Origin of the sequence: Nitrosospira multiformis, from assembly GCF_900111585.1 — a bacterium.
GTDB lineage: Bacteria > Pseudomonadota > Gammaproteobacteria > Burkholderiales > Nitrosomonadaceae > Nitrosospira > Nitrosospira multiformis_B.
In genome coordinates, this window is record NZ_FOHI01000002.1 from 235,345 (window position 1) to 250,327 (window position 14,983).

12 protein-coding genes are annotated in these 14,983 nt (G+C 53.9%); 3 read left to right on the forward strand and 9 right to left on the reverse strand.

Going from position 1 to position 14,983, the window contains the following annotated elements; genetic code table 11:
* Window positions 1-36: 36 nt before the first annotated feature.
* The 6 genes from BMW46_RS04150 to def all read right to left on the reverse strand — a co-directional run bounded on the left by BMW46_RS04150 (window position 37) and on the right by def (window position 7,145).
* Window positions 37-1,287: a sigma-54-dependent transcriptional regulator gene (locus BMW46_RS04150; protein ID WP_074705082.1), complete on the reverse strand. Its 1,251-nt coding sequence runs from the start codon at window positions 1,285-1,287 to the stop codon at window positions 37-39.
* A 58-nt stretch (window positions 1,288-1,345) separates the two neighbouring features.
* On the reverse strand, window positions 1,346-3,577 hold the full coding sequence (locus BMW46_RS04155; RefSeq protein ID WP_256376965.1) for a sensor histidine kinase: 2,232 nt from the start codon (window positions 3,575-3,577) through the stop codon (window positions 1,346-1,348).
* Window positions 3,577-4,194, reverse strand: a complete 618-nt coding sequence (locus BMW46_RS04160) for a DUF4390 domain-containing protein (RefSeq protein ID WP_074705087.1) — start codon at window positions 4,192-4,194, stop codon at window positions 3,577-3,579. The genes BMW46_RS04155 and BMW46_RS04160 overlap by 1 nt, the downstream gene beginning before the upstream one ends.
* Window positions 4,172-5,500, reverse strand: coding sequence for a 16S rRNA (cytosine(967)-C(5))-methyltransferase RsmB (gene rsmB / locus BMW46_RS04165; protein WP_074705088.1), 1,329 nt, complete (start codon window positions 5,498-5,500; stop codon window positions 4,172-4,174). Before rsmB ends, BMW46_RS04160 begins: the two co-directional genes overlap by 23 nt.
* Complete coding sequence (fmt, locus tag BMW46_RS04170; RefSeq protein WP_074705090.1) at window positions 5,497-6,435, reverse strand: methionyl-tRNA formyltransferase; 939 nt, start codon at window positions 6,433-6,435, stop codon at window positions 5,497-5,499. Before fmt ends, rsmB begins: the two co-directional genes overlap by 4 nt.
* Window positions 6,436-6,641: 206 nt before the next feature.
* Entirely contained in the window at window positions 6,642-7,145 is a 504-nt protein-coding gene (gene def / locus BMW46_RS04175) for a peptide deformylase (protein WP_074705092.1), read from the reverse strand.
* A gap of 279 nt (window positions 7,146-7,424) precedes the next feature.
* On the opposite strand from def, the gene dprA reads away from it, so the two are divergent.
* Both dprA and BMW46_RS04190 read left to right on the forward strand, forming a co-directional pair.
* Window positions 7,425-8,543, forward strand: a complete 1,119-nt coding sequence (dprA, locus tag BMW46_RS04180) for a DNA-processing protein DprA (protein ID WP_074705686.1) — start codon at window positions 7,425-7,427, stop codon at window positions 8,541-8,543.
* A 290-nt stretch (window positions 8,544-8,833) separates the two neighbouring features.
* Window positions 8,834-11,374: a DNA topoisomerase III gene (locus BMW46_RS04190; protein ID WP_074705098.1), complete on the forward strand. Its 2,541-nt coding sequence runs from the start codon at window positions 8,834-8,836 to the stop codon at window positions 11,372-11,374.
* 99 nt (window positions 11,375-11,473) lie between these two features.
* On the opposite strand, the gene BMW46_RS04195 is transcribed toward BMW46_RS04190, so the two are convergent.
* The 3 genes from BMW46_RS04195 to BMW46_RS04205 all read right to left on the reverse strand — a co-directional run bounded on the left by BMW46_RS04195 (window position 11,474) and on the right by BMW46_RS04205 (window position 13,402).
* Window positions 11,474-11,731 carry an acyl carrier protein gene (locus BMW46_RS04195; RefSeq protein WP_074705100.1) on the reverse strand — a complete coding sequence of 86 codons (258 nt, stop codon included), beginning with the start codon at window positions 11,729-11,731 and terminating at the stop codon, window positions 11,474-11,476.
* 15 nt (window positions 11,732-11,746) lie between these two features.
* A complete protein-coding gene (fabF, locus tag BMW46_RS04200; RefSeq protein WP_074705102.1) occupies window positions 11,747-12,967 on the reverse strand; it encodes a beta-ketoacyl-ACP synthase II in 1,221 nt (406 codons plus the stop codon).
* 180 nt (window positions 12,968-13,147) lie between these two features.
* The gene (locus BMW46_RS04205; RefSeq protein ID WP_074705104.1) at window positions 13,148-13,402 is read right to left on the reverse strand and encodes a hypothetical protein; all 255 of its coding nucleotides are present in this window, start codon (window positions 13,400-13,402) and stop codon (window positions 13,148-13,150) included.
* Window positions 13,403-13,794: 392 nt separating this feature from the next.
* On the opposite strand from BMW46_RS04205, the gene BMW46_RS04210 reads away from it, so the two are divergent.
* The gene (locus tag BMW46_RS04210) at window positions 13,795-14,949 is read left to right on the forward strand and encodes an N-acetyltransferase (RefSeq protein ID WP_074705107.1); all 1,155 of its coding nucleotides are present in this window, start codon (window positions 13,795-13,797) and stop codon (window positions 14,947-14,949) included.
* Window positions 14,950-14,983: the final 34 nt, after the last annotated feature.

Consider the following 14,983-nt stretch of genomic DNA (forward strand, 5'->3'; position numbering starts at 1 on the left):
AGACAATATGACAACTCCGATTGTAGAGAATGAATCTCAATTCCCGCGCAGCCTGATGCCGAGCAGCTTGAGCTTGCGGTACAGATGGGTGCGCTCCAGGCCAGCGCGTTCCGCCACTCGGGTCATATTGCCATTTTCCTGTTCGATAAGCTGTTCAAAATATGTTTTTTCGAACATGTCCCGCGCTTCACGCAACGGTATGTCGAGCGGGATACCTCCCACTGCCTGTGAAGGCGGGGAAGGGATCAGCATCTGTTTTACGTCTTCTGCCGATATTTCATCGCTAGTGCAGGTCAGTGCAAGGGTATGCACTGCGCCTGTCAGTTGTGCGAGATTTCCGGGCCAGTCGTGATTTCGCAGGCAGTTGAGGGCAGCGGTGCTGAATTGTCGCAACGGAACGTCTCCTGATTCGATGTAACGCGAGAGTATCTGGGTCGCGAGTTCGGGAATGTCTTCCCGATGCTCCCTCAGTGCGGGCACGTTGATGCAAAGTCCACTCAGCATCTCGTACAGCTTGGGATCGTAGACCCCTTGAGCCGCCAGACTGGCAAGCGGCGTGGAGGTCACGCATACGAGCCGGACACTGTATCTTTCCAGCTTGCCCAGGAGCAGTAACAGTCCTTTTTGCGCCAGTTTGTTGAGCTCGCCGATCTCCTTGAGAAAAAGCAATCCTCCTTTTGCTTGTTCAAGTAACTCAAACGGAGCATTCGACAGGGTGGCGAGAGTATCGGGTTCTACCCAAGGTGTATTTGGCTGGTGCAGAAAGCGGGCGCATAGATCCACGCCCGTTCCCGGTTCACTTATGAGCAGCACCGGTGCCGTGAGGCTGGCAACCTGTTCCAGTCGTCTTTTCAGGTCTGTAATCAGCGCCCCTCGTCCCAGGCTCGCCAGGGGAAGTGTCATCCGTGGCTTGGCCTGCCCGCTGCGCAACGCGCGGCCGACTGTACTCAGCAGTTTTTGCAGCGGTACCGGTTTTTCGAGATAGGCCGCTGCTCCCATACGCGTGGCTTCTACCGCGGTGTCGATTGTGCCATGACCTGACATCATCACGACCGGCATGGTGAGAAGTCCGCTGCTGACCCATTCTTTCAACAGAGTGATGCCGTCGGTATCCGGCATCCAGATATCCAGCAATACCAGATCAGGGCGAGCCTGTTTCCGCCATGCGCGCGCCTGTGCAGCGTTTTCCGCCAGGGCGACGCGATAACCTTCATCGCGCAGAATTTCGGACAAAAGCTCACGGATGCCGATTTCATCGTCGACGATCAGTATCGTATTGTTGCTCATAATTCCAGGAATAGATTTGCTTGCCACGGAAATGAAATTGAACGTCAAGCCTTACCTCTTATTCTTTTGACTGCAGTTCACAGGAAAGTGAAAGTGCAGGTTCTCCCGCGATCGGTCGGAGCCATCTATCTTTGAGAGAAACCACCAGCTTGTCCGGGGAGAGGGGGAGTACGATTGAAATACGCGCACCGTGAGGTCGCATATTTTCAATCTGTATCGTTCCCCTGTGTTCTTCGATTATCTTTTTTACAATGGGAAGACCCAGTCCGGTCCCTTTCGGTTTTGTTGTCACATAGGGTTCAAATACCCGTGCTCTCACCTGTTCAGGAAATCCCCCGCCGTTATCGCTGACGGTGAAACGTATTCCTGAGGGCAGGATTTCCGTTTTTATCATGATTGCGGGTTGAGGCAAACCAGCCAGCGCATCCTGGGCATTCTGCAGGAGATTGTGTATCACCTGGCGCAGTCGCGCAGAGTCACCTTTCATCATCGGCAGGTCGGGCGCCAGAACCAGATCGATGTGGGGTTGCCGATTATCCGGCGCTGCTGTGGCTGGACTCTCATACAAGGCCATTACTTCCCGCACCAGCGCATTGAAATCCAGCAGGTGAAATTCGGGTTCAGGTGCACGCGCGTATTCGCTGAATTCATTGACCATTCTTTTGAGCGCTTCCACCTGATTGACGATCGTTTCGGTGGAACGCTGCAGAATTTGCGCATCATTGTCATTCAGCTTCGCGGCAAGCTTGTGTTGTATGCGTTCGGCGGACAGTTGTATCGGGGTCAGGGGATTCTTTATTTCATGCGCCAGACGGCGGGCCACTTCTCCCCAGGCTGCAGCGCGCTGAGCTTCCAGTAGATGGGTGATGTCGTCGAACACGACGACGCCTCCTCCGCCCGGCACATGCGCCAGCCATGTTCCCCGTAGCAGCAGGACCTGACGCGTGCCCTCCCTCGCTCGCTCCACCTGGCGCTGCCACTCGCCCTTTGTTTCTGAATGAAATCCTTCCAGAATTCCATATGCGAAAGCGTTCAACTCGGATTCACGCATCGCGCATTCCTCGATCGTCAATCCTTCCAGACCGGGCAGCGGAACGTTCAGGATTTGCTCTGCGCTCAGATTGGCTGTGCGCAAGTGCAGGCTTTCATCGAATACCAGGACGCCCGAGGAAAGATTGGCCAGGATGTTTTCCAGATAAGCCCGCGCGCTTTCCACTTCCTGTTGATTGTGTTGGGCAGTTATCCGCGCTTCCTCCAACTGCTGGGTCATGAGATTGAATGATTCGGTCAGTACGCCCAGTTCGTCGCGGCTCTGTACCGGATGGCGTCTGCTGAAATCGCCCTGCGCAACCGCTCGTGTACCCTCCGCCAGCATTCCCAGAGGCGCGCTGAGCCGTTCGCTGATCAGGAATGCGGCGGCCAGGGCAGAGAAAAGCGCAAGCAGCAGCGCGAGCGTCAGGGTCACCCCGTAGAGGTGTTTGAGACCTTCGCGCGACAGCAGCAATTCCTGGTAGTCCCGATAGGCTGCCTGTACTATTTCCGCGTCTTCCGCCAGTTGTTTCGGCACGGGCTGCGTCAACTGAAGAATGCGCGTATTGTTTCTTACGCCGGGAACATCGATAAGTGACCATACCTTCAGGTACAAACCTTCGCCGGGAATCGACTCAATCGTGCTGTATCCGTTTTCCGCCCTGATCTGATGGATTGAAGTCGTACTGAGTCCGTCAGGGACGGTTTCACTCGTGTCCGCACGTGCAAATGCAACGACGTTACCTTCGTGATCGAACAGGACTGCTTCCTGCGCCTGCGTTTGATGGACAAGTTGGTTTAATGCCGGCGGCAAGGGCCCCGTTTGCTCAGATAATGCAAGCGCGGTGAGATCGGCTTTTCTATGCAGATCTTCCAGCCGACTGTCGAGAATGGTGCGCCCCAGTTCCAATCCGCCTTCCAGGGCGCGATCCACTTTTACGTCGAACCACGATTCGATACTTTTTCCCAGAAACTGGACCGATATGCTATAGACCAGGACACCCGGGAGCACCGCCATCAGCGAGAAGATCAGCAACAGGCGCAGCGCCAGCCTGGAACCGAATACGCCCGCCTGAAGCCTGCGTCTGAGCCTCCACAGCAGGTATCCGACGATTGCCATGAGGAACAGCACCAAACCGGCGTTGAGCCTGATCAGAAGCCTGTATTTACGGTCAAAGAGGCCGGTATCGGCGCCAGCGCTCGCGAGCAGGAGCAGCATGATCGCCCCCAGCGCCACGCCGGCGATGATGAGGTATTTCATCATTTGCTGCTGTCCTGCAGCTTCTGGGAGGGTAGGCGGGTATCCCACCGCAAAGTACCGGAACCGAGATCCCACTCCCGGGAGCCGAGCGTTTCCACCTGGAACGGCTTGGGCAGCGCCGCTATGTCGAGACGCATGCGCAATTCCACGGTATATTCCGCGTTCGGGATCAATTCTTCACTCGCATTGATCGGTCGGTCCCGCACGCGGCTTAACGCCTGCAATGCCTCGTTGAGCGAACCGAAGTTCTGTGACAATGCCCCCCGCGTCAGGCGATACTGGCGGGTCAGCGCGTAGTAGCTCAATCCTTCGCGCACTCTGCTATAGCCTACTCTTTCATCGAACCAGTACCAGCGTGAGTTGACCAGGCCGAGTTCGGTGACAAAATAAAGCACAATACCCTTCTCCAGGGCGTGCTCCAGTTTGTGATTGAGAGTGATCTGGAAATCGGCGTCAAACTCGTAGGTGCCTTCCACCGGTTTGATTCTGACCGACTTGATCTCTATGCTTGCTTCCCCATGTGCGCTGGATGCCTGTCCTATGAGCACAAGCAGCAGCACTGCCACAGTCATGTGCAGGAGACGCGCCAGGAAATCAGAGCTTTTCAAGCAATGCATAAAAAAAACCGTCGTGATGGGGGTTCGGCAACAACTGGCCGTCAACGATTTCTGGCACGGAAAAGGGCAGCAGACGAGCATCCGGGTGATGATTCAGGAAGCTTTCCACCTGAAGACCGTTTTCTTCTGCGAATATGGAACAAGTGACATAGAGCAATTTACCGCCTTTGACCAGGGTTTGCCAAAGAGCATCGAGTGTTTTACGTTGTATCTCGGCAAACTGCGCCAGGTCGCTTTCGCGCCGCAGCCATTTGATGTCGGGGTGACGCCGCACCACTCCGGACGCAGAACAAGGGACATCAGCCAGGATACGATCGAATGGCTTTCCATCCCACCACTCCCGCGGGTGGGTAGCGTCGCCCTGAATAATGCGATAAGGCTTGAGGTCGAGACGAGTGAAATTCTGCTTTAGCCGTTCTACCCGCTCGCCATCATTGTCAACTGCGATCAGTTCCAGATCGATCAACTCAAGCAGATGCGCACTTTTCCCGCCAGGCGCAGCGCAGGCGTCAAGCACACGCATTCCGCTCTGGGAACATAGTAGCGGCGCTGCCATTTGGGCGCCCACATCCTGAACTGATACCAGCCCTTGACCGAATCCTGGCAGTTTTTCCACCGGGACCGGGTGAAATAATTCAAGCGCCTCTTCTGCCCAGTCGTTTTCCGGTCGCCGGGCATTCAGTCCGGCATTGTGCAGCAGGGTCTGATAGGCCTCAATATTTGTCCTTCGCCGATTGACTCTGAGCGCCATGGGCGGCCGCCGATTGGCAGTTTCCAGTACAGCCTGATAGCGGGAGGGATATTGCGCATGGAGTTTGTCGATCCACCATTGTGGATGAGAATACCTTCCTACTTCGGTTGCCGCCGTTTGTTCAAGCAGGGCAGGACGTTTGCGCAAAAAGTTGCGCAATATCGCATTGACCAGTCCGCCTATACTTTTCGCATGCCGAGGATCCCGCATGTCCCTGCTATTCCTGCTATCGATCGAGGGACTGCAAGAAGCGGATACCGCGCTGTCCACTACAACATGCGGCGCCGTTTTGCTGTATTGAAGCTGATACAGTCCCACCAGCAGCAGGTAGCGCAAACTCTGATCCTTGAGGGGCTTGTTCAGCAATAAGTCAAGCAATATGTCCAGTTGACCATAAAAGCGCAGTACGCCATAGCTTAAGTCCTGAATCGCACCGCGCTGCTGGTCAGAGAGGCCGCTGTGGCTGCGCCAGGTTTCCTGCAAAACCGTTGTCAGACTCGCGCCACTCAGCACTCTTTCAACAGTGGCGGCGGCCAGGCGCTGGGTCCTGATCATTCCCGGCTTTCAAAACGATCGCCCCGCCGCAGGGAATGCCCCAGGAGGAATTCAGCAGATCTTAATTTTTTACCTCCGGATTTTTGCACGATCTTCAATACCAAGGCATGCTTGCCGCATGCAACCACAATTCCATCTGATCTTATTGCAACGATTTTCCCCGGTTTTTCATCTGCCTCTGCGATATCCACGCTGGTCCGCCACACTTTCATGGAAATTCCATTCACGGTGGAATGCATGCCGGGACGAGGATTAAAGGCCCTCACTGCGCGATCAATATTTTCTGCATCCATCCGCCAGTCAATTTCGGCTTCCGCCTTTTCCAGTTTGGAGGCATACGTCGCCGCCAGATCATTCTGGGGGATGGCGATAATTTTTCCTTGCTGCAACAAAGCCAGCGCCTCTACGATACAGGTCGCTCCCAGTTGTCCAAGCTTTTCATGCAATGTTCCGGCAGTATCATCCTTTGCGATTGTAATACTTCGTACCAGCAGAATGGGGCCGGTATCAAGACCGCGATCCATTTGCATGATCGTAATTCCTGTTTCCTGATCTCCCGCCATAATCGCCCGTTCGATTGGAGCCGCTCCGCGCCACCGGGGCAGTAACGAGGCATGAATGTTGACGCAGCCAAGTTTCGGAATATTCAGAACAGAGAAAGGCAGAATCAATCCATACGCAGCGACAACCATGATATCCGCCCTGATGGCATCGAGTTGTGCGTGCAACTCGGGTTGCCTGAGGGAGGGAGGCTGTAGTAGACCAAATCCCCGCTTTTGCGCCAGTAACTTCACTGCGCTGGGAGCATTTTTCATGCCTCTTCCAGCAGGTCGATCCGGCTGGGTCAGCACCAATGCAATTTCGTGTCCGACATCTGCCAGCGCTTCAAGCGCGGCAGCGGCGAAAGGAGGCGTTCCAGCAAAAATGATTCTCATGGAGATAGACAGGAGTAGGCGCTCGACGGCAAGAAAGGGCTGTCAGTATCCACATCCCGTTCCCGGAGCGCCGGTCAGCAAATTCTCCGGATAATTTTGCATTGCGGTTGCCTCGGGTTTGCTGTGGAAGCAGGGAAATGCACCGTGGAATGTACCAAAAGCTTGCGAGAGACGGACAATAAAGATATAAATTTTTACATGGTCTGCTACATCACCTTTCGGCGTTGTTTCCGGAATCTTGCCTGAATCCTCGATTGCTTCATCCGCGACCAATACTCCACAAATACTTTTCCCAACAGGTGATCCATTTCATGCTGGATACATACCGCCAGAAGACCGTCGGCATCCAGCGTGAAGCGCTCGCCGTTCTCATTCAGAGCTTCGACGGTAATCTGCGCAGCGCGCGGCACCTTGCCAAATATGCCAGGTACGGACAGGCAGCCTTCCTCATAGTCCGATTCCCCGTCGTGTGCGGTGATTTCCGGATTGATCAGCACAAGCAGCTGGTCATGGGTATTGGAAACATCGATTACGATAACACGCTTGTGCACATCCACCTGGGTGGCAGCCAACCCGACCCCCGGCGCGGCGTACATGGTTTCTGCCATATCCTGCACCAGGACGCGTATTTCATCGGTGACTTCGGGAACCGGCGCCGCAATGGTGTGTAACCGTTCGTCAGGATATTGCAATATTTTCAATAGCGCCATAAAAAGGCTTGAACATAAAAGAAACTGAATGCAAAATTCAAGGCGACGCCTGATAGCGATAGTCCGTCGCACCTTCGCAGGATTCCTGCGGATATATTATATCCTGATTTACCTGCAACCTTCTTTTCTCCGACTTTCAATCACTGCTAAGTTCCTATATTTCATCAGATTGTCTTGCCATGACAGTAACCGGAGATTTGCGCTCCAGGTTGATCACCGTGAGTTCTGCAGCGGTGAAGGGATGAAGTCCACCGGATGCGGTTACGGGATGAAAAGGACATGTCATCAATGCCTGACCAGGTAATTTCGCAGCGGAATATCGAACCGGATATCGAATCCTGGCTCGCCCTGGATTTGATCAATGGCCTGGGTGACGAGTCGATGAGGTGTTTGCTTGCGGCTTTTGGCAGCCCCGCTGCAATTCTTTCGGCCAGCATGACTTCATTGGAGCGCGTGGTTAAAAGGAAGGTGGCGGCCAACATTATCGGGGGAGCTGACCTGCAAAAGCTGAACGCTTCGCTCAAATGGCTGGAAGACCCGCAGAACTCCGTCATCACCCTGGCAGATCCGGATTATCCCGCACTGTTACTCAATATCCCCGATCCCCCGCCGCTTCTCTATGTCAAAGGAAAGCGCGGTCTACTGAACACGCCAATGCTTGCCATTGTCGGCAGCCGAAATGCTACGCCTCAAGGCCTTTCCAATGCAGAAGCTTTTGCCGAGGCGGCGAGCAATGCGGGATTTTGCATCGCCAGTGGCATGGCGCTTGGGGTGGACGCCGCAGCGCATCGTGGGGGACTGCGAGGAAGGGCCAGCAGTGTTGCCGTGGTGGGTACCGGACTGGATCTCGTTTATCCCGCAAGCCATCGCAAGCTGGCGCATGAGTTGGCGGAAGAGGGCGCGCTTGTCTCCGAGTTTCCGTTGGGTACGCCTCCCATCGGCAGCAACTTTCCGCGCCGCAATCGCATCATCAGTGGCCTGAGCAGGGGGTGCCTTGTGGTCGAGGCCGCGTTGCAGAGCGGTTCTCTTATCACCGCGCGACAGGCGTTGGAGCAGGGACGCGAAGTATTCGCCATTCCGGGCTCCATCCACTCGCCCTTGTCCAGGGGATGCCATGCACTCATCAAGCAGGGTGCCAAGCTGGTGGAAAGTGCAGAAGATATTCTGGAGGAATTCGGCTGCCCACTTGGAGCCCCCGTCCTCATTCCGGAAGGGGGTGAAGCTGCAAGAGAAGAATTTTTGCTGTTGAAACACCTCAGTCACGACATCATCGATGTCGATACCCTCTGCCTGCGTAGCGGCTTGACGGTAGAAACGGTATCGGCGATGCTGTTGACGCTTGAACTGGATGGCATAATCGCCAGTCTTCCCGGCGGGCGTTACCAGCGGCTCCGATAGGTTGCGGTGTTCGAGGTATGTACGGCTTCCATATGATAACCAGGTCCGGAGGGGATAAGAGGGGGTAACGTGGGGCCGGAAGAGGTTGCAGGAGTTGCAGCGACTGGTACGGACGACAGGATTCCGCGCGGAGAAGCATGGCTGTTTTTCTGCTCAGCTTGCCTGCCTTCGGGGATTCCTATCATGATGATATTTTTGGTTCCGGATCGATGGCAGTGCTATCTATTTTTGCTTGCTCCCTGTTATGCTGATAAATCGCATGGGGGTGGTGCGATATTTACAGGAGTTTCATGGGTAAAACCTTAATCATTGCCGAGAAGCCTTCTGTTGCCGCAGACATTGCGCGTGCCTTAGGCGGATTCACGAAACATACCGACTACTTCGAGAACGATGAATATGTCGTGTCATCTGCGGTAGGGCATTTGCTTGAGCTCGCGGTCCCTCCGGAACACGAAGTCAAGCGAGGGAAATGGAGCTTTACGAATCTGCCCGTCATTCCACCGCATTTTGACCTCAATCCCATCGAGAAAACCGAATCGCGGCTCAAGCTTTTGACCAGACTCATCAAACGGAAGGATGTGGACGCACTGATCAATGCTTGCGATGCAGGTCGGGAAGGGGAACTGATTTTTCGCTACATCACTCGCCATGTTGGAACCAAAAAGCCGGTTAAACGACTATGGCTGCAATCGATGACGCCCGCTTCCATCCGGGAGGGTTTCAATAAGTTGCTGGATGATGAGGACGTGTGGCCACTGGCGGAAGCAGCGGTAAGCCGTTCGGAAGCTGACTGGCTGGTGGGCATAAACGGCACCCGCGCCATGACCGCATTCAATTCACAGGAAGGCGGCTTCCATAAAACCACAGTGGGGCGTGTACAAACTCCTACATTGGCGATTCTGAGCGAGCGCGAAGACATCATCAAGAAATTTGTCCCTCGCAGTTACTGGGAAGTGCATGCAACGTTTTCCGCGCGGGAAGGAAGCTATAAGGGCCGCTGGTTCGACGAGTCGTTCACGAAAGCCAGGAAAGACAATGAGCAAAAAGCAGAGCGGTTATGGGATCATGCGACTGCGGAAGCTATCCGAGCCAAGTGCCTCGGCAAATCTGGGGTCGTCACCGAAGAAAGCAAGCCTGCTACCGAAACCTGCCCTTTGCTCTATGACCTTACCAGTTTACAGCGCGACGCGAACGGCCGTTTCGGTTTTTCCGCCAAGACTACGCTCTCACTGGCGCAGGCATTATATGAAAAGCATAAGGTGCTGACTTATCCGCGCACGGACTCGCGGGCTCTGCCGGAAGATTATATTGCCACTGTCAAGGAAGCCCTGGGTTCGCTCCAAAACTCTGGATATGGAGCATTCGCCACACAGATTCTCGGAGCAGGCTGGGTTAAGCCCAATAAACGTATATTCAACAATGCAAAAATCTCCGATCACTTTGCGATCATCCCTACGACCATTGAAGCCAGGGGTTTGAACGAGGTGGAGTCAAAACTGTACGATCTTGTTGTCAAACGTTTTCTCGCGATATTCTATCCGGCGGCTGAATTTCTCGTTACCACTCGTATCACGCGAGTGGAGAACGAGCCCTTCAAGACGGAAGGCAAAGTCCTGATCAATCCCGGCTGGCAGACCGTTTACGGCAAGGAGGCGCAGCCTTCGGGTACGGAGGACAACTCGACTCTGGTCAAGCTGGAGCCGGATGAACCGGTGATCGCCGAGGAAATTGAGGTTGCCTCGCACCAGACCCGCCCGCCCCCCCGATTCAATGAAGCCACGCTGCTGTCTGCGATGGAAGGCGCGGGTAAATGGGTGGAAGATGAAGAACTGCGGGAAGCCATGAGCGCAAAGGGACTTGGCACACCGGCGACACGCGCAGCGATTATCGAAGGCCTGGTATCGGAAAACTACATCCAGCGTGTGGGACGGGAACTGCATCCAACTGCCAAGGCCTTTTCCCTCATCACCTTGTTGCGCGGGTTGAAAGTACCGGAACTTACTTCGCCTGAACTGACAGGTGACTGGGAATACAAGCTGCGCCAGATCGAACAGGGAAAGCTTGAACGCAACAAGTTCATGGCAGAAATCGCGGAGATGACGAGCCACATCGTGCAACAAGCAAAAAGTCATCGCGGCGAAACCATTAGTGGAGATTTTTCGACGCTCAAGTCGCCCTGTCCGAAATGCGGTGGGGTAATTCAGGAGACATATAAAAAATTTCAGTGCCAGAAATGTGATTTCGCACTATGGAAAATTCTGGCGGGACGACAGTTTGAAACGGCGGAAATGGAACAGCTCATTACCCGGCGGGAGGTGGGACCTCTCCAGGGCTTTCGGAGCAAGATGGGGCGCTTGTTCAACGCCAACATCAAACTGACTGATGAATTCGAAATGAAGTTCGATTTCGGCGCAGACGGTGAGCAGGATGCCGAAGAGGTTGATTTTTCCGGGCAGGAACCGCTCGGAAAGTGTCCCCGGTGCAGTGGCCGGGTATTCGATCACGGCATGAGTTACCTGTGCGAAAAATCGCTCGGTTCTGCACACACATGCAGCTTTAAAATAGGGAAAATCATTCTCTCGCGGCCGCTCGAGCGCGAGCAGGTCATGAAACTGTTGCAGACCGGCAAAACGGATTTGCTGACAAAGTTTATTTCCAAGAAGGGCAGGCCGTTTTCAGCCTATCTCGTTGCCGACAAGGACGGAAAAATCGGGTTCGAGTTCGAAGTGAAGGAGGCAAAGGTTAAAGCTCCGGCAGAGACGGAGGAAACAAAGGTGTCGAAATCGAAGGCTGCGCCGTTGAAAAAAACCCTCTCCGCGAAAACGAGGTGAAAGGGGCAGTGGAGCGCAGCCTGCTTCGTGAAGACCCCTTCGGAAGATCGGGGGAATGAGAGAAGAGGGGAAGGGCGTGATTGTGTAACGCCTCTTCCTTTATTGAGGGGCTGCTGATGGCTGATGGGTTTCGATATAGGAGACGATATCTCCTACGGTGCTGAATCCCTTTGCTTCCTCGCTATCGAAATTGATGCCAAACGCATCTTCAGCGTCAAACAGAAGCTGTATCGTATCCATGGAGTCGAGTCCAAGCTCTTCAAATTTTGAAGACCGGTTGATAGTGGAAGCATCGAGATTCTCGACTTTTGTGGCAATGAATTGTATGACCTTTGCTTCAATCTCCGCTGTGTCCATATCTAGTTTCTTCCTTCATGCAAGGGTTGTGAAAAGAATGCTCGCATTGTTGCCACCAAATCCGAAAGCGTTACACAAGCCGGTGCGGACACTTCTTTTCTGCGCAACGTTGGGGGTGTAATCGAGGTCACACTCGGGATCAGCCTCATCAAGATTGATGGTCGGATGGATGGTGCCGGTATGAAGCGCCATGATGGTGGCGATACTGCCGATTGCTGCCGACGCGCCGATGGAATGGCCTACCATCGATTTGGTGGCACTGATGGCAATGTCAGCGGCACGCGCTCCAAAAAGATTTTTTATCGCCCGCGTTTCGACTGTATCGCCCAGCGGCGTGGAAGTCGCATGCGCATTGATATGCTCAATGGAATCCGGCTCCATTCCTGCATCACGGATGGCTTCCTGCATGGCAGCTATCTGGCCTTCCATGTCGGGCATTACAATATGCGTTGCATCACATGCCTGTCCATAGCCGGCAAGCTCGGCATATATTTTCGCTCCCCGGTGGCGGGCCTGCTCTTCCTTCTCGAGAATCAGTATTCCGGCACCCTCTCCCATGACAAAACCATCGCGACCTTTTGCGAAAGGACGCGAGGCTCCGGTTGGATTATCGTTGGAAGTGGTGGTCAGGGCATGCAATATCTCAAAACCATTGATGGTGAGCGGCAATACGCATGCTTCAGCGCCGCCGGCTACCACCACGTCCGCTCTTCCTGCACGCAGGAGATCGAGTGCCGCGCCGATGGCATTGGCTCCCGAAGAGCAAGCTGTACTGGAGGTCAGGTTCATGCCTTTGAACCCATGCCTGATCGCGATCCAGGCGGCAGCGGAGTTGGCCATTGTGCGTGGTACGGTGAAAGGCGGTACCGGCTGACTTCGAAACTTGCGCAGCGCGGACGATTCGAAGGTGGAAAAACCACCCATTCCCGAACCTATGCTCACCCCGATGCGGCGAGATTCATAAGCATCAAGCCCGCCGGCGTCCTCGAGGGCAAGACGCGCAGCAAGCAGGGCAAGCTGGGTGAATCTGTCGGTTTGCTCGATATACTTTTGGGAGAGGAAGGTTGAAGGATCAAAGTCCGCCACTTCTCCTGCAATTTGGGAACGCCTGCTCGATGCATCAAAGCTGGTTATTCTTTTTATTCCGCTCACACCATTGACAGCCGCTGACCAGAACTGGTCAACCCCGATACCAATGGGGGAAACAACTCCCATTCCTGTAACGACTACACGCATACAAAACCGGAAATAATCATAGGAATCTGCTCAACCTCATTATGCGGAGGCAATGCAGTGAACAGGTGAGTTCTCATTGTAATGGGCAGCGTAAATGAGTAGCGGAATCCGCCGGGAATCGTTGACCGGCCATTGCCTGAAGGTTTCCGGACCTCACGGTTGAGCAGGATACTCGTATTGCTATTTTGCGTTGAATATCATTGGGAACAGGTATCTCAATATGCCTCCCATAATCCAGATGATGAGTAATAAACTCGAGATGACGGCTACTCCTTCGATAATCGCTGACAAGAGCGTTGCAGCCAAGCTATCGAATTCCTGTTGCCCGGCTTCGTTGCGCCGGCTCCTGCGGCGGTTCCTTACCCATATTTGCAGCCCGATAACGACAGGAATAAGGGCGAGAGACACTAGCAGGTTATACTCAGAACTTTCCATCAATAATCAACCTTCCGCAAATAATCGTTACAGAATCCATTGCCAGTCGCTGTTTTTTCTTTTCCTTTTACTTCATTCGCTATACTGCACCGCTCATTTTCCAGACTGAGTGCGCGAAGATCGCGGGGATAAATGCTGAAGTCCGCCCTCAGGTAGCAGACCGGCAATTATAATATCACACGTCAACAAGGTGTCATCGAGTTAACAAGTTAACATATCCGCCTTGTCCGCGGGGTATGGACTGATTCCTGTCGGGATTGGGTAAAGCAGAAACCGTTTCGATCTTCAACTCATTTTCGAGGCGCAGTCTTTCACGGTACAAACGTTTCCGCTCTCTGGACGCAATGCGACCATGGAATATCCACGTCTGATCATCACTTGGCCAGTTTTACATGAAAAAAAAGATTAGCGGCCCGCACTTCCCGGAAGTCATTGTCCGTCCGGTCAGAAGCTATCGGGAAATGGGAGTTTTTATCGATATTCCCTGGAGTATTTATGCTGACGATCCCATGTGGGTGCCCCCTTTACGGCTGGAGCGACGACTGCATTTTTCGAGATTCAATCCCTTTTTCAAGCACGGAAAATGGCAGGCCTGGATTGCATACAGGGATGATCAGCCGGTAGGAAGGATCAGCGCCCAGATCGATCAACTGCATCGGGAACGCTACGGCGGCGATACCGGACATTTCGGTCTGTTCGAGTGCATAGATGATAAGGAGGTTTCGGCCGCCCTCATCCAGATGGCTGAGGCATGGCTGAGGGCGCAGCAGACGAGACATGTGACCGGTCCCTTCAATTTATCGATCAACCAGGAATGCGGCATATTGGTGGACGGTTTTGATACGCCGCCGGTAGTGATGATGCCGCACTCCCGCAGATGGTACGGCCGCCTGCTGGAAGAACAAGGGTATCAACAGGCGAAGGATTTGCTTGCCTATTGGATAGAGCTCGATTTCAAGGTGCCGCGGCTGATGGACGCCTTGATCGGTAAATTTGCGGATCAGGTGCGACTGAGAACCTTGCGCCGCGACAAGTTCAGTGAGGAACTGGAAGTTCTGCGTGATATATTCAACGATGCCTGGTCCGAGAATTGGGGTTTCGTTCCTTTTACCCAGGCAGAGTTCGCGGAACTTGGCACCAGTCTTCGCTTGCTCGTACCCGATGATTGTATCCAGATTGCGGAGGTCGACGGGGTGCCCGCTGCGTTCATGGTGGCATTGCCAAACCTCAACGAAATTTTTGCCGAACTGAACGGACACTTGTTTCCGTTTGGCTGGACCAGACTGGTCCGGATCAGATCCAGGGGAGGGGTGCATACCGGTCGCATACCATTAATGGGAGTACGCAGGCGCTTCCATAGTACTCCGCTCGGCATGGCGCTTGCCTTCATGGTCATCGACGCGCCGAGGGAACTCGGACGAGCCATGGGAGTGAAGGCAATGGAATTATCCTGGATACTTGAGGACAACAAACCCATGCGTGCCATTCTGGATAGTTTGGGCTGCAGGGAGTATAAACGTTACCGGATTTACCAGAAGACGCTGTGAATGCCGGATGGAGCAACTGAAGAACCGGAATCGG